The organism is Nocardioides aurantiacus (genome assembly GCF_003752505.1).
Taxonomy (GTDB): Bacteria; Actinomycetota; Actinomycetes; order Propionibacteriales; family Nocardioidaceae; genus Marmoricola; species Marmoricola aurantiacus.
Genome location: NZ_RKHO01000001.1, coordinates 3,557,142 through 3,570,493, shown reverse-complemented (window position 1 = coordinate 3,570,493; position 13,352 = coordinate 3,557,142). Strand labels below are relative to the sequence as shown.

16 protein-coding genes, 3 tRNA genes and 1 pseudogene are annotated in these 13,352 nt (G+C 72.9%); 7 read left to right on the top strand and 13 right to left on the bottom strand.

Annotation, left to right across the window (positions count from 1 at the left end; genetic code table 11):
- The first annotated feature begins 52 nt into the window (after nucleotides 1–52).
- Complete coding sequence (locus EDD33_RS17380) at nucleotides 53–253, top strand: DUF3073 domain-containing protein (RefSeq protein ID WP_123392285.1); 201 nt, start codon at nucleotides 53–55, stop codon at nucleotides 251–253.
- Between the two features lie 323 nt (nucleotides 254–576).
- The gene (locus EDD33_RS17375) at nucleotides 577–789 is read left to right on the top strand and encodes a BldC family transcriptional regulator (RefSeq protein WP_123393618.1); all 213 of its coding nucleotides are present in this window, start codon (nucleotides 577–579) and stop codon (nucleotides 787–789) included.
- A gap of 120 nt (nucleotides 790–909) precedes the next feature.
- Here the strand turns inward: EDD33_RS17375 and EDD33_RS17370 are convergent, their stop codons facing one another.
- A complete protein-coding gene (locus tag EDD33_RS17370) occupies nucleotides 910–1,620 on the bottom strand; it encodes a DUF305 domain-containing protein (protein WP_123392284.1) in 711 nt (236 codons plus the stop codon).
- Between the two features lie 148 nt (nucleotides 1,621–1,768).
- Between EDD33_RS17370 and EDD33_RS17365 the strand changes: the two genes are divergently transcribed.
- Nucleotides 1,769–3,310, top strand: a complete 1,542-nt coding sequence (locus tag EDD33_RS17365; RefSeq protein ID WP_170169867.1) for an LVIVD repeat-containing protein — start codon at nucleotides 1,769–1,771, stop codon at nucleotides 3,308–3,310.
- Between the two features lie 74 nt (nucleotides 3,311–3,384).
- Here EDD33_RS17365 and EDD33_RS17360 read toward each other — a convergent pair whose 3' ends face one another.
- From EDD33_RS17360 to EDD33_RS20915, 4 genes and pseudogenes are all read right to left on the bottom strand, one after another.
- Nucleotides 3,385–4,356: a YegS/Rv2252/BmrU family lipid kinase gene (locus EDD33_RS17360; RefSeq protein ID WP_123392282.1), complete on the bottom strand. Its 972-nt coding sequence runs from the start codon at nucleotides 4,354–4,356 to the stop codon at nucleotides 3,385–3,387.
- Between the two features lie 79 nt (nucleotides 4,357–4,435).
- On the bottom strand, nucleotides 4,436–5,380 hold the full coding sequence (locus EDD33_RS20605; RefSeq protein WP_170169866.1) for a patatin-like phospholipase family protein: 945 nt from the start codon (nucleotides 5,378–5,380) through the stop codon (nucleotides 4,436–4,438).
- A gap of 146 nt (nucleotides 5,381–5,526) precedes the next feature.
- Nucleotides 5,527–5,931, bottom strand: coding sequence for an Fpg/Nei family DNA glycosylase (locus EDD33_RS20600; protein WP_246003579.1), 405 nt, complete (start codon nucleotides 5,929–5,931; stop codon nucleotides 5,527–5,529).
- A 193-nt stretch (nucleotides 5,932–6,124) separates the two neighbouring features.
- Nucleotides 6,125–6,349 (bottom strand): annotated as a pseudogene (locus tag EDD33_RS20915) (DNA-formamidopyrimidine glycosylase family protein); the annotation flags it as partial.
- On the opposite strand from EDD33_RS20915, the gene EDD33_RS17345 reads away from it, so the two are divergent.
- Nucleotides 6,263–6,664 (top strand): acylphosphatase, encoded by a 402-nt coding sequence (locus EDD33_RS17345; protein ID WP_246003578.1) that lies wholly within the window; start codon nucleotides 6,263–6,265, stop codon nucleotides 6,662–6,664. The pseudogene EDD33_RS20915 and the gene EDD33_RS17345 overlap by 87 nt on opposite strands.
- A gap of 30 nt (nucleotides 6,665–6,694) precedes the next feature.
- Nucleotides 6,695–7,402, top strand: a complete 708-nt coding sequence (locus EDD33_RS17340) for an FkbM family methyltransferase (RefSeq protein WP_123392278.1) — start codon at nucleotides 6,695–6,697, stop codon at nucleotides 7,400–7,402.
- Nucleotides 7,403–7,406: 4 nt separating this feature from the next.
- On the opposite strand, the gene EDD33_RS17335 is transcribed toward EDD33_RS17340, so the two are convergent.
- Entirely contained in the window at nucleotides 7,407–7,802 is a 396-nt protein-coding gene (locus EDD33_RS17335; protein ID WP_123392277.1) for a VOC family protein, read from the bottom strand.
- Between the two features lie 142 nt (nucleotides 7,803–7,944).
- A complete protein-coding gene (locus EDD33_RS17330; RefSeq protein ID WP_123392276.1) occupies nucleotides 7,945–8,292 on the bottom strand; it encodes a nuclear transport factor 2 family protein in 348 nt (115 codons plus the stop codon).
- Between the two features lie 79 nt (nucleotides 8,293–8,371).
- Between EDD33_RS17330 and EDD33_RS17325 the strand changes: the two genes are divergently transcribed.
- Nucleotides 8,372–9,232 (top strand): MerR family transcriptional regulator, encoded by an 861-nt coding sequence (locus EDD33_RS17325; RefSeq protein ID WP_123392275.1) that lies wholly within the window; start codon nucleotides 8,372–8,374, stop codon nucleotides 9,230–9,232.
- 17 nt (nucleotides 9,233–9,249) lie between these two features.
- Here the strand turns inward: EDD33_RS17325 and EDD33_RS17320 are convergent.
- The 4 genes from EDD33_RS17320 to EDD33_RS17305 all read right to left on the bottom strand — a co-directional run bounded on the left by EDD33_RS17320 (nucleotide 9,250) and on the right by EDD33_RS17305 (nucleotide 11,606).
- A tRNA-Phe gene (locus tag EDD33_RS17320) sits at nucleotides 9,250–9,326 on the bottom strand.
- A 98-nt stretch (nucleotides 9,327–9,424) separates the two neighbouring features.
- The gene (locus EDD33_RS17315; RefSeq protein ID WP_123392273.1) at nucleotides 9,425–11,014 is read right to left on the bottom strand and encodes a phytoene desaturase family protein; all 1,590 of its coding nucleotides are present in this window, start codon (nucleotides 11,012–11,014) and stop codon (nucleotides 9,425–9,427) included.
- Nucleotides 11,011–11,442, bottom strand: a complete 432-nt coding sequence (locus tag EDD33_RS17310) for an SRPBCC family protein (protein WP_123392272.1) — start codon at nucleotides 11,440–11,442, stop codon at nucleotides 11,011–11,013. Before EDD33_RS17310 ends, EDD33_RS17315 begins: the two co-directional genes overlap by 4 nt.
- An 87-nt stretch (nucleotides 11,443–11,529) precedes the next feature.
- Nucleotides 11,530–11,606 (bottom strand) — tRNA-Asp (locus EDD33_RS17305).
- A gap of 96 nt (nucleotides 11,607–11,702) precedes the next feature.
- Here EDD33_RS17305 and EDD33_RS17300 point away from each other — a divergent pair.
- A complete protein-coding gene (locus tag EDD33_RS17300) occupies nucleotides 11,703–12,683 on the top strand; it encodes a beta-1,6-N-acetylglucosaminyltransferase (RefSeq protein ID WP_123392271.1) in 981 nt (326 codons plus the stop codon).
- Between the two features lie 103 nt (nucleotides 12,684–12,786).
- On the opposite strand, the gene EDD33_RS17295 is transcribed toward EDD33_RS17300, so the two are convergent.
- Nucleotides 12,787–12,859, bottom strand: a tRNA-Glu gene (locus EDD33_RS17295).
- A gap of 84 nt (nucleotides 12,860–12,943) precedes the next feature.
- Nucleotides 12,944–13,294: a metallopeptidase family protein gene (locus EDD33_RS17290; protein ID WP_123392270.1), complete on the bottom strand. Its 351-nt coding sequence runs from the start codon at nucleotides 13,292–13,294 to the stop codon at nucleotides 12,944–12,946.
- Between the last annotated feature and the right edge of the window lie 58 nt (nucleotides 13,295–13,352).

Below are 13,352 nucleotides of genomic sequence, written 5' to 3'. Positions count from 1 at the left end.
GACTCCGACCGGCAGCCGTCGAGCGCCGGCCAAACGTGCGAGGGGGCCACCCATGGGGCGCGGCCGTGCAAAGGCGAAGCAGACCAAGGTTGCTCGCGATCTGAAGTACCGCACTCACGAGACGGACTTCGCGTCGCTGGCGCAGGAGCTCCACGGGAGTGACTCGGCCCCGGCCGAGAACACCGACCGTGTCGATGATCCCGACGAGTACGACAAGTGGGCCGACTACTCCGGCCCCTCCTCACGCGACTGATCCTGCTCGGCACGTGACGTGCGGCTGCCCGCGGGGCGGCGGTGCGGGGGTGCTCCGAGACGACCGGCACCTCCGGGGGCGGCCGCAGCGGAACCATGCCCCTGGACCACCGCGCGGGGGCGGCAACTTGTAACGGATGTCCGCCTTGGTGCGAATGCACCATACGTGGCTCTACGCAAGGGTGGATCTGATCCGGTCTAGACGGCGTTCGCCGATTTTCCCCGGTTTCCCGGAATCCGGACATATCAGGTTTCGGGGGACCCCCCGCGGTGGCATCCTTTCCTCAGAGCAAGTCGCTCGACATAAGCATTAAGGGGAGCGCCGTGGTAACGCGACCGACTGAGACCGAATCCCTCCTCACTCCTGCTGAGGTGGCCGCCATGTTCCGCGTGGACCCGAAGACGGTCACGCGGTGGGCGAAGGCGGGCAAGCTGTCCGCCATCCGCACGCTGGGCGGCCACCGCCGCTACCGCGAGTCCGAGGTCACCGAGCTCCTGGGCGGCACCATCCCGGCCCAGCGCGGCGCCCGCGACTGACCTGACGTCCGCCGCGCGGTGTGCTCGCACCGCGCCACCTGACGCCGACCGAGGCTCCTCACCGACCGGTGAGGAGCCTCGTGCACGTCCCACGGCGGTCGCGCCGGAGCGACGGGGGCCTCAGCGGCCGTCGAGGAGGTCCTGCATCCGGGCGATCTCGGCCGACTGCGACGCGGTGACGTCGTCGCGGAGCTCGCCCACCCGGGCGTCGATGCCCTCGCCGGCGGTCTCGTCGGCCATCGCGACCGCACCCTCGTGGTGGCGGATCATCGAGCGGACGTAGAGCTCGTCGAAGGCTGCCCCCCGCGTCCTCGCCAACGCCTCCATCTGCGCGTCGGTGAGCATGCCCTCCATCGAGGCGTGGCCGTGCTCGCCGTGGTCCAGCGCCATGGGGTCCTTCGCGCTGGGCACCTCGAGCGCGCGCTCGTCGAGCCACGCGGCCATCATCGTGATCTCCGGCCCCTGGGCCGCCTCGATCCGCTCGGCCAGCCGCAGCACCCGGGGGTCCTGCGCCCGCTCCGGCGCCAGCTCCGACATCCGCAGCGCCTGCGCGTGGTGGGGAACCATCATCTGCATGAACATCACGTCGTCGTGGGACCACTCGTCCTGGGCGACGGCGTCGTCGCCGCTGACCTCGCGGGCGTCCTCCCCGGGCTCACCTCCCTGGACCACCCGCGGCCCGTCGGAGGCGGTGGGACCGGCGGACGGCGAGGCCTCCGCGGCGGGGTCGGCGTCGGTGCCGCCGCACGCCGAGAGGGTCAGGGTGCCGAGCAGCGCCAGCGCGGCGAGGCGCGGCGTACGGCGTGCGGGGGTGCATCCCGAGACGGACACGGTGGGGCTCCTCGATCGGTAACGAATCCAGCACAACCCTCGCAAAACAGGGTGCCGGGACCTTTACACGGACAGGACAGAACGGTCAGGGTACGACGAACCGGTATCGACGGAGAACCCGTCGGCCCGTCACGAAAGGTTCTCGGGAATGCACCTCCAACGACGGCGTGCCCGCACGCCCCTGCGCCGAACGGCGCTCCTCTCCTCCGTCGCCGCCCTCGGTCTGCTCGCCACCGCGGGCCCGGTCATGGCCCACGAGGAAGAGTCCGCCACCGCCAGCCAGGCCGACCCGCGCTGCACCGACGCCGAGAAGAAGAAGCTGGCCAAGGCCGGCGACAACTTCGCCGCCGGCTGCCTCCCCGGTCAGGACTTCCGCAAGGTCGCCCCCAGTCAGGGGCAGCTCCAGCCGGGCCAGAGCGCCAGCAGCACGAACATGAAGCTGGTCGCCAACGTGCCCAAGCAGGGCGCCTTCGCCGAGTCCTCGGCCTACAACAGCGACCTGGCCTTCAAGGGGGACTACGCCTTCGCGGGCAACTACAACGGCTTCACGGTCCTCGACATCAAGAACCCCAAGAAGCCCCGGGCCGTGACCCAGTTCCTGTGCCCCGGCGGCCAGGGCGACGTCTCGATCTCCGGCGACATCCTGGTCTTCAGCGTCGACTCCAGCCGCAGCAGCTCCTCGTGCGCCGACAGCACGCCGCAGCCCGCGACGGAGAAGTCGTCGTGGGAGGGCCTGCGCATCTTCGACATCAGCGACCCCACGCGACCGGAGTACGTCTCGGCGATCGAGACCGACTGCGGCTCGCACACCAACTCCCTCGCCCCGAGCAAGGACGGCAGGTCCGTCTACGTCTACGTCTCCTCCTACTCCCCGCGGGCGGACTTCCCCGACTGCCAGCCGGCCCACGACAAGATCAGCGTCGTGAAGATCCCGGCCGGTGCGCCGCGTGACGCCAAGGTCGTCAACGAGCCGGTCCTCTTCCCCGAGGGCGGCAACCCGGGCAGCAACGGGTCCAGCACCACCAGCGGCTGCCACGACATCACGACCTACCCCGCGAAGGACGTCGCCGCCGGCGCCTGCATGGGCGACGGCGTGCTGCTCGACATCGCCGACCGCGAGAACCCGAAGGTCACCGAGACGGTGCGCGACACCACCAACTTCGCGTTCTGGCACTCCGCGACCTTCAACAACGCCGGCACCAAGGTCGTCTTCACCGACGAGCTCGGCGGCGGCGGCAGCCCGACCTGCAACCCGGCCGTGGGGTCGACCAAGGGCGCCAACGGCATCTACGACATCGTCGCGGGCCAGCTGGAGTTCAGGAGCTACTACAAGATGCCCCGCACCCAGGCCGACACCGAGAACTGCGTGGCCCACAACGGCTCGCTGATCCCGGTCGAGGGCAAGGACGTGATGGTCCAGGCGTGGTACCAGGGCGGCACCTCGGTCTTCGACTTCACGAACTCCTCGAAGCCGACCGAGATCGGCTGGTTCGACCGCGGTCCGCTGTCGGCCACCGCGCTGCAGCTGGGCGGCTCGTGGTCGTCGTACTACTACAACGGCTACATCTACTCCAACGACATCCAGAAGGGCTTCGACGTCTTCGAGCTGCGTGACAAGCGCACCGACCCGGCCCGCAAGGTGAGGATGACCGAGCTCAACCCGCAGGCCCAGACCTCGTTCGACGGCTGACCTGCACCCGCGCGCACCGCGGCCCCCGGACCATGCTGGTCCGGGGGCCGCGGTGCGTCTGCGCGGTCGTCGCCTCAGGCGGCGCGCTGCCCGTCGTACGACGCGGCGGTGCTGGCCCGCGGGACGACGACGTGGACCGCGTCGCGCTCGACCCGGAAGTCCACCGGCGTGCCGAGGGCGACCTCGCCATCGAGGTTGAACGGCTGCGGCACCGAGGTGTGCACCCGCACCCGGCGGGTCAGCAGGTGGTGGACCCGGTCGTGCTCCACGAAGCTGCCGTCCTTGAGCAGCCGCGCGATCGAGACGTGGTCGCGCAGCCGGCCGCGGGTGATGGCGTAGAGGTCGAGGGTGTGGTCGTCGACCGAGGCGCTGGGGGAGACCGCGTTGCCACCGCCGTAGTGGCGGCCGTTGCCGACCGCGACCTGCAGCAGGTCGTCGAGCTCGAGCGTCGGGTGGTCGCCGTCGGGGAACTCCAGACGCACCGAGAACGGCTCGTGGTGGCGGTACGCCGAGAGCGTGGCCACGGGGTAGGCGAGCGGCCCGAGCCGTCGCTTGAGCCGCGCGCTGAGCCGCTCGGTCACGCCGACCGAGAGTCCCGTCGAGGCGACGTTGAGGAACGGGCGCGAGACCGCGGCGGTGCCGGGGCCGAACGCGCGCGCCCGGCCCAGGTCGACGTCGACGACCTTCCCGGTGCTGAGCGTGCGCACCGCCTCCTCGAGCGCGCCGGGGATCTGGCAGGTGCGGGCGAAGTCGTTGGCGGTGCCGAGCGGCAGCACGCCCAGGGTGGTGCCGGTGCCGGCGACCTTGCCGGCCGCGGCGCTCAGCGACCCGTCGCCGCCCCCGACGACGAGCAGGTCGGGGCCGGTGTCCAGCGCGGCGTCGAGGGCCGCGTCCAGGGCGCTGCCGACCGGCACGGCGTCGAGCCGGGCGTGGCCCAGGCCCGCGGCGGCGAGCAGGCGGCGTACCTCCTCGACGGCGTCGGCACCCCGCCGGGAGGCGGTGTTGAGCACCACGCAGACGCGGTCGAGGGAGGGATCGAGGGGCATGCGTCCACGGTAGGCCGGGGGTGTGAGGACGCCGTGTGAGCGACCTGATGCGAGCCTGAGGACGGCACGCGACGAGCGCTCAGGCGACGCGCTCGCGCCGGTCCCACAGGCGTACGCCGCGGCGCGCGGGGACGGGGGCCGCCTGGACGGCACGCTGGGCCTGCTCGACCCGGAGCATCTCCTCCACGGCCTGGTTGGCGGCCGTCCGACCGTCGGCGATGTGCTCGCGGGTCGCGGAGAAGTCGGTCATCCGCACGCCCCGGTCGGGGGTGGTCATCCGGTGCACGCCCACCGACGGACCGAGGTCGGGGGCGGCGCCCACCCGGATGGCGACGCCGAGGCTGGCGACGAGCACGTCGATCGGCGTACGACCTCGGGGGAGGCGGGCGGGGACGCTGGCATCGAGCACGAACACGCGGGTCGGGGCCAGGTCGGCCGCGCCGGCCACGGGCACGTTGTCGGCGACGCCGCCGTCGACGTGCAGCCCGGGGTGGCCGCAGCTCGCCGGCAGGTCGACGGGCGCGAAGACCGCGGGGACGGCGGCGGAGGCCAGCAGCAGCTGGGCCAGGTCGCCGTGCCGGTGGTAGACCGCGCCGTCACCGGCCAGCGGCGTGGTGACGACCCGCACCGGGACCGGCAGGTCCTCGAGCCGGTCGACGGGCTTCCAGTCCTCGATCAGCCGGGCCAGCGCCGCCGAGGAGAACAGGTAGGGCCGCTGACGGACCAGGTGGCCCACCCGGGTGAGGGTGCCGCCCGGGAAGATGTCGCGGGTGGTCAGCTGCAGCCATTTGCCGCGCAGCTCCCGCACGCGGTCGTGGGTGGGGCTGGTGGCGAGGAAGGCCGCGTTGAGGGCGCCGACGGAGGTGCCGACCAGGGCGTGGGGCACGATCCCGGCGTCGAGGAGCACCTCGAGCATCCCCACCTGGACCGCCCCGCGGGACGCCCCGCCGGAGAGCACGAAGACGTTGCGGTGCTCGGGCACGGAGGGGGGCACCGCCGCGTGGATGTCGTCTCGCCCGCTCATCGCCCCTCCAGGTGGTGTGGTGCCGGTCTGCTGCGTGGTGCGCCTGCCCGAGTCGGCGTGTCGTGGCCCGCGTTCCTGCGGACCCAGATCCATCCTGGCGTCTCCTATGTCCGTTTTACCGGGAAATCCGGGATTTGCCCGGGTCGTCAGTGCTGCTCGACCGGGCACCACCACGTGGTCCGGCTGCCGACCGTGGCCCGGGTCATCTCGGCGCCGCACCGCGGGCAGTGCCGACCGGCGCCCCGGTGGGGGACCACCTCGCCGGTGTGGACGCCGCCGAGCCGGATCGCGCGACGGATGCCGGCGCGCAGCTCGCGACGCAGGTCGTCGAGCTCCTCGGGGGACAGCTCGCCCGCGGGGCGACGCGGGTCGAGCCGGCTCTGCCACAGCACCTCGTCGGCGAGCAGGTTCCCGACGCCGGCCAGCACCGACTGGTCGAGCAGCCGGGCCTTGAGCGGGGCCGTGCCGCGGCCGACGCGCTCGCGGAACTCCTCGCGCCCGATCTCCCCGGCGTCGGGACCGAGCGCGTCGAGGTCGGGGTCGAGCCGCACCCGGCCGAGCCGCCTCTTGTCGAACAGGCGCAGCCGGCCGCCGTCGTCGAAGGTGAGCGTGAAGCGGTACCACTCCTCCTTGCGGGGCCCGGCCCGGCCCGGTGCCCTCCTGGTCGCCGCCCTCGACCTGGCTGTCGTCGGGCCCGACCACGAGGATGCGGCCGCTCATCCCGAGGTGCAGCCCCAGCAGGGGGCCGTCCCCCTGCCGCGAGCGCCGCCCGGTCGTCTCGCACCACATCAGCTTGCCGCGCCGGTGCACCGAGCGGATCCGGCGGTCGAGCAGCGCCGCGGCGATCTCGCCGGGCGCGTGCGGGCGGCACTCGTAGGTGTCGTGGTCGTCGACCTCGACGATGCGACGGTCGAGCGCCCCGCGCTCGACGACCTGGCGGGCGGACTCGACCTCGGGCAGCTCGGGCACGCCCTCCAGTGTGCCGACCGGTCCCCACCGGGCATCCTGGCACGCATGCGTGCGGTGGAGGTGCTGGTGACCGGCAAGGTGCAGGGCGTCGCGTTCCGGGCGTACGCCGCGCGCGAGGCGGAGCGGCTGGGCGTCGCCGGCTGGGTCCGCAACCGCAGCGACGGCACCGTGCACGCGCTCGTCGAAGGTGACGAGGGTCCGGTCGAGGACATGCTGACCTGGCTGCGGCGCGGGTCGCCCAGCGCCCGGGTGCACCACCTCGCGACCGTGGACACCGACCCCGCCGACCTGGTCGGCTTCACCGTCGAGGAGTAGCGGCCCCCTCGCCCGTGGTTGGGTCGTGGCATGGACGACCCCCTGGTGCACCAGCGGCAGCTCAGCGAGGAGGCGCGCGACGCGCACCTGCGGTGGCTCATCACCGCGCTCGACGTCGACCTGGTGCTCGACGTGGGGGCCAACCGGGGCCAGTTCGGGCGCGGCCTGCGCGAGGGTGGGTACGCCGGCCGGCTGGTCTCCCTCGAGCCCGCCGCCGCACCTCGCGCCCGGCTCGAGGAGCTGGCCGCGACCGACCCCGCCTGGGAGGTGCGTCCGTGGGCGCTGGGCGACGTCGAGGGCGAGGCGGTGCTGCACGCGGTCGACGAGGAGACCGAGCTGGGGTCGCTGCGCGAGAGCTCGGAGTTCGGGCGGTCGTGGAAGGACGTGATGTCGCGGACGCGCGAGGAGCGGGTCGCCGTACGCCGTCTCGACGCCGCCTGGGACGAGCTCGCCGGCGACGCCACCCGGGTGCTGCTCAAGCTCGACACGCAGGGCTTCGACCTGGCCGCCTTCCGCGGCGCCGGCCGGCTGGTGCGGGCGGGAGGGCCGGTCGTGGCGGTGCTGTCGGAGGTGGCGTGCCTGCCGATCTACGACGGCGTGCCGCTGATGGCCGAGCACCTGCAGGAGTACGCCGCGGCGGGCTGGTCGCTCGCCGGTCTCTACCCCGTCTCCTTCGAGCGCGCCAGCCTGCGGGTGATCGAGCACGACGCCGTGCTCGTCCGCACCCCGGAGCCCTGAGGCCTCAGTCGAGCCCGGGCACGCCGCTGTCGAGGCAGAGCACGTTGTCCTCGCTGTCGCGGAACCACGCGGCGTGCCCCATGCCCTCGGTGAAGGAGACGTCGCCGTCCCACTCCATCCCGGGGGCGTCGAAGTGGTCGAACCGCACGCCCTTCGCCGCCAGCTCGCGGGCAGCGGCGGGGACGTCGGCGACGTGCCACTGCGCGATGGTGTGGCCGGCCCGACCGGCGTGCTCGGTCTGGTAGATCGTGAACACCGACCCGGCCCCGGTCCGGTAGAGCAGCGCGACGCCCGCCATCTCCTGGACGGGGGTGACGCCGAGCTTGTCCGCGTAGAACGCGCGGGCCCGCGCGAGGTCGGCGGCGGGGATGTTGGCGGTGACTTCGGCCTGGTCGAGCATGGCGACTCCTCGGGGGAGGGACCACGTCAGGGACCCGGACCGCGACGCCGCCCCGGCGGTCATGGCCCACCCGACTCTCCGCCTGTCCGTCGGGCAACGACAACCCCGGCGCGCCCGCGGGATAGACCGGCCGGCGGCGGCGTCAGGGGCCGATGCTGAGCTCGGCCACGAGGTCGCCGACCAGGCGGAAGCGGAACCGCAGCTCGGCCACGCCGCCGGGGAAATCGCCCTCGAGCCGGTTCACGGCGACCCAGCGGGTCTCCCCGACGCGCTCGGCGCCCACCAGCGCGGTCGTGTAGGTGAACTGGGAGCCGGCCTCCTCCAGGAACCGCCGCACCTCGTCGGCGCCGCGGTAGGTCTGCCCCTCGTCGGTGACGACCGCGTCGGCGGTGAAGGCCCGGGCCGCGAGGTCGCTGTCGCCGGCGGCGTGGGCGGCCAGGAAGGCACGGACGGTGGCGGGGAGCTCGAAGGTCTCGATGCTGGTGGTCATGGCGGACACGCTGCCGCCTCCGTCCGGAGGAGGGTCAAGGACGTGACCCTCTCCCCGGGGGAGGGGGCAGACTTCCGGCATGGTGACCATCGGGGAGTTCTCCCGGCTGACGCACGTCAGCGTGCGCACGCTGCGGCGCTACCACGAGACCGAGCTCCTGGTGCCCGCGAGCGTGGACGCCTCGACCGGGTACCGCCACTACGGCGTGGAGCAGATCCCGACGGCGCAGGTCATCCACCGGCTCCGCCAGCTCGACGTCCCGCTGACCGACGTACGCCGCATCCTGGGCTCGTCCGACCCCGGCACCCGCGCCACCCTCGTGGCCGACCACCTGGCGCGTCTCGAGGCCGAGCTGGACCGGACCCGCGCCGCCGTCACCTCGCTGCGTCGGCTGCTGGCGCCCGAGCCCGCACCGGTGCACGTGGAGCTGCGGGCGGTCGCCGGGGCCGAGGTCGCGGCGGTCGAGGACGACGTCGCGATCGACGACGTCCTGACCTGGTACGCCGGGGCGATGGCCGAGCTCGACGCCGTGGTCCCCGAGCCGGCGGGTCGTCCGGGCGGCGTCTACGACAACGCGCTGTTCGAGCAGGGCGCCGGGCACGTGCTGGTGCACCTCCCGACGACGGACGCCCCGCGACGGGGCCGGGTGCACCCGGTCACGCTGCCCGGGGTGGAGCTGGCCGTCGCGACCCACGTCGGCGCGCACGACGACATCGACGTCACCTACGGCGAGGTCGGGAGCTGGCTGGTGCGCAACGCGCTCGCCGTGGCCGGCCCGATCCGCGAGACCTACCTCGTCGGGCCGCGGGACACCCCCGAGGCCTCCGCGTGGCGCACCGAGATCGGGTGGCCGGTCTTCGGTGTCGGGGTGGCCCCGGGCGGGACGGGCGGGACGGACCGGTCGGGCCGGACGCACGGAACCCGCCGGTCAGCGGACTGACCGGCGGGCTCCGTCGGTGGTGGGCAGGGGCGGGGTCGAACCGCCGACCTTCCACTTTTCAGGCGGACGCTCGTACCAGCTGAGCTACCTGCCCTCACCAGGCTCCTGCGGCGGACCGGAGGAACCGAGACGGAACTGTACCGGACACCTCGGGGACGCCCGAAACCGTGTCCGGGAGGACCCCCGCACCCGTCAGCGCAACGGCCGCCAGCCGCGGGTGCGGTCGTGCGCGAGTGCCGCCCGGGCCGCGTTGGCGCCGGGCGCGCCGTGGACGCCACCGCCGGGGTGGGCCGAGGCGGAGGCGAGGTAGAGACCGGGGACACCGGCCTCGGCGCGGCCCAGGCCGGGCACCGGACGCAGCACCAGCTCCTGGGAGATCCGCGAGGTGCCGCCGTTGATCGCGCCGCCGACGAGGTTGCCGTCGCGGGCCTCCAGCTCGTGCGGCCCGAGCACGCGGCGGGCGAGCACGGTGCTGCCGAAGCCGGGCGCTAACCGTTCCAGCCGGGCCTGGATCCGGTCGCCGAACCGCTCCAGGTCGTCGTGGTCCCAGCGGCCGCTGAGCTCGCCGGCGGCGTCGCTGCGGTGCTGCGCGGGCTGCGGCACGTGGGTGTAGGCCCACAGCGACTCGGTGCCCGCGGGGGAGCGGGTCGGGTCGCTGGTGGTCATCTGGCCGGTCAGCAGGAACGGCTCGGCCGGTACGACGCCCGCGGCGACCTGCTCGGTCACCTCGACCATCTGGGCGACGGAGTCGGCCACGTGGACGGTCCCGGGAGCGGCCGCGGGGGCGGTGGCCCAGGGCACCGGCGCCGACAGCGCCCAGTCGACCTTGACGGTCGAGGGGTCGAGCTGGAAGCGCTTCATCCCCCAGCGCACGCGGCGCGAGACGTCGCGGGGGCGCAGCAGGTCGGCGTACAGGTGGGGTGCGACGACGCTGGCCACGACGGCCCGCGTCGCGTCGTACGTCGTCCCGCCGGCCGTGCGCACGGTCCGGGCCCGGCCGTCGCGCAGCTCGATGCCGGTGACGGGGGTGCCGAGCTCGACCCGGCCGCCCTTCTTCTCCAGCCGCCGGGCCAGCGCCGCCGTGAGGGCGCCCGCGCCGCCGACGGGCACCGGGAAGCCGTGGACCTGGCCGGTCATGGTGAGCATCAGGGCGAACACGCCCGAGCCGACGCCGGTGAGCGGCAGGTCGGCGTGGCCGGCGTTGCCCGCGAGCAGGGTGCGGGGGGCGCGGCCGCCGAAGCGGCTCTCCCCGAGCCCGGTGACCGAGCGCAATAGGTCGCCGACCAGCCGGGCGCCACCGGGTCCGGGCAGGGACGCCAGGCCCCGCAGCCCGGAGCGGACGGGCGGGAACGGGCTCAGCAGGGCCTCGACGATGTGGGGGCCGACGCGGTCCCACTCGCCGCACAGCCTCAGCCACGCCTCGCCGTCGCCGGGGTGCTGCTCGTCGAAGCGTGCGGCGGTGGCCTCGCGGTCGCGGGTCTGCAGCGCCCACTCGCCGTCGGGGAAGAGGTGGCCGAGCACCGCCGGGGCGTGGGCCCACTGCAGCCCGTGCTCCTCCAGGTCGAGCCCGCGCACGACCGGGGACGCGGCGGCCAGCGGGTAGAACGCGCTGAAGGTGTCCTGCACGAAGGCCGGGTGCAGCTCGCGGTCGCTGCGCACGGCGCCACCGAGGGTGTCCTGGGCCTCCAGCACGACGACCGACCAGCCGGCGTCGGCGAGCAGGTTGGCGGCGACCAGCCCGTTGGGGCCGGCGCCGACCACCACCGCGTCGTACGTCGTCATCGGCGCTCGGCGAGGTAGGCGAGCCGACGCAGCGTCTCGGTGTTGCGCCACGCGATCCCCGGGTCGGCCACGAGGCGGGGCACCAGGGCGCCGGGGCCGCTGACGGCCTCCTCCTCGATCGTGACGCGGGTGCCGGAGCCCTCGGGCACCAGCGTGAGGGTGACGCGGGCCTCGCCCATCGGCCAGCCACGGGCGGTCAGGACCAGCTCGCGCGGCTCCTCGCAGGCGATCACCGACGTGGTGTCGTCCAGCAGCAGCGGCCAGCTGCCGACGGAGTGGTGGAGCTCCGCGTCCACGGCGGGCCAGGTGTCGTCGACCTCACGCATCCGCGAGGCGCCCACGACCCACACGGGGTAGAGCCAGCCGTCGGCCAGCACCTCCCAGACCTTCTCGGGGGACACGGTGATCACGCGCTGGACAGTAGCCATGCGTGTGCGGTACCCGATGTGGCCGCTCGTCCTCGTGCCCGGAGACGCCACGAGGGCGAGGTCATGGTGACCTCGCCCTCGTGGTGGTGGCGACCCCGACGGGACTCGAACCCGCGGCCTCCGCCGTGACAGGGCGGCGCGCTAACCAACTGCGCTACGGGGCCTTGCGACTTCGTTTTGCGAAGCCACGGAATGCTAACGCACGACCACGGCCAGGCTGAAATCGGCACCCGCCTGCATTCCCTGAGCGTGGTCGTTCCGTGACGATCGGGCGGCAGTCGCAGTATGTTCGAGCCTCTGTCGCCCAGGAGCTGCCCGACTGGAGGTCGTCGTTGCGCCATGCATTCCTGGTGATGGCACACCATCAGTTCGATCAGCTGGAGGGGTTGTTACGACTCCTCGACCACGAGGACAACGACGTGTATCTCCACGTCGATGCCAGGTCTGAGGACTTCGACCCCGCGCGAGCCGCCTCGGTCCTACGGCACTCTGAGCTGGTGCTCGTCCCGCGCCTGCGGGTGAGGTGGGGTGGATGGAGCACGGTGGCCTGCGAGCTGGTGTTGCTGCGTTCCGCAACCGCCAAGGGCGGGTATTCCTACTTCCATCTGCTCTCCGGCGCCGACTTGCCCATCAAGCCGATGTCGCAGATACATGCCTTCTTCGCGCGTAGCGAGGGCCGCGAGTACATCGAGATCGCCCCGGACCACCACGTCGACGAGGTCATGTTTCGGGCCCGCCTCTTCCACGTGCTGCACGAGCTGCTGCCGGTTCGCTACGTCCGTTCCAGACCAGGGCGGGCTCTCACCTCGGCGTTGATGCGGGCGCAGACCAGGCTTGGCGTCAACCGGTTGGCCAAGGACCCCTGGGAGCTGCAGTTCGGGAGTCAGTGGTTCAGTATCACCGCGGAGCTCGCCACTCACGTCATGAGCCAGACGACTCGAATCCGACGGCTGTTCAGGTGGACCTTCTGCCCGGACGAGCTGTTCCTGCAGACGGTCGCACTGAACTCACCCTTCCGCAGCATGCTCCCTGCCGCAGGTACCGAGACCGAGAACCTGGGTGCGATGAGGATGATCGACTGGAGCCGCTCTGAGGGCTCACACCCACATGTGTGGCGGACTGCGGATCTGCCCCAGCTGCGCAGCACTCCGGCGCTGTTCGCCCGCAAGTTCGACCCGACGATAGACGCGGCGGTCATCGATCACATCGAGACGAGCCTCGTGAACGGTCGACCCATCTAGCAAAGGCCCCAGCGGCGAGCCGTGGAGGAGGGCCGGGGCTGCGGGCGGTGCTGGGTCTGCCAGGACGTCGGCCTCCAGATCCGGCCGTCGTGCTTGCACGGGGCACCCCCAACGGGATTCGAACCCGTGCTACCGCCGTGAAAGGGCGGGGTCCTGGGCCACTAGACGATGGGGGCCTGCCGCCCCGGAGGACGACGCGCAGAGTCTAGGACACGCCTCCGGTGGGGGGCGGCGAGGTGCGGCAGCGGAGGGAGGCGGGGTCAGGCGTAGCCGAGCTCGTGGAGCGCGTCGTCGTCGATGCCGAAGTGGTGGGCGATCTCGTGCACCACGGTGATGCGCACCTCCTCGACGAGCTCCTCGGGCGTCTCGCACATCCGGGTCAGCGGCCCGCGGAAGACCAGGATCCGGTCGGGCTGGGCGAAGGTGTAGCTCGTGTCGCGCTCGGTCAGCGGGATCCCGTCGTACAGGCCCAGCAGGTCGGGCTCCTCGGCCGGCGGCTCGTCCTCGACGAGCACCACGACGTTGTCCATCAGTCTCGCCAGCTCGGGCGGTACGCCGTCCAGCGCCTCTCCCACCAGCTCCTCGAAATCGGTCTCCGTCGTCTCCAGCACGCCCCCAGTCTCGGTGGTGCCCCAAGCCCGCATGGGGATAGTCCGAGACGGAAAGCAC

Coding starts and splice junctions, on each gene's coding strand:
- EDD33_RS17335 (WP_123392277.1), bottom strand. CDS start 7,802: ATGCTCGACCAGGCCGAAGTCACCGCCAACATCCCCGCCGCCGACCTC.
- EDD33_RS17365 (WP_170169867.1), top strand. CDS start 1,769: ATGCACCTCCAACGACGGCGTGCCCGCACGCCCCTGCGCCGAACGGCG.
- EDD33_RS20605 (WP_170169866.1), bottom strand. CDS start 5,380: ATGAGCGGGCGAGACGACATCCACGCGGCGGTGCCCCCCTCCGTGCCC.
- EDD33_RS17330 (WP_123392276.1), bottom strand. CDS start 8,292: ATGACCACCAGCATCGAGACCTTCGAGCTCCCCGCCACCGTCCGTGCC.
- EDD33_RS17360 (WP_123392282.1), bottom strand. CDS start 4,356: ATGCCCCTCGATCCCTCCCTCGACCGCGTCTGCGTGGTGCTCAACACC.
- EDD33_RS17380 (WP_123392285.1), top strand. CDS start 53: ATGGGGCGCGGCCGTGCAAAGGCGAAGCAGACCAAGGTTGCTCGCGAT.
- EDD33_RS17325 (WP_123392275.1), top strand. CDS start 8,372: ATGGTGACCATCGGGGAGTTCTCCCGGCTGACGCACGTCAGCGTGCGC.
- EDD33_RS17340 (WP_123392278.1), top strand. CDS start 6,695: ATGGACGACCCCCTGGTGCACCAGCGGCAGCTCAGCGAGGAGGCGCGC.
- EDD33_RS17315 (WP_123392273.1), bottom strand. CDS start 11,014: ATGACGACGTACGACGCGGTGGTGGTCGGCGCCGGCCCCAACGGGCTG.
- EDD33_RS17310 (WP_123392272.1), bottom strand. CDS start 11,442: ATGGCTACTGTCCAGCGCGTGATCACCGTGTCCCCCGAGAAGGTCTGG.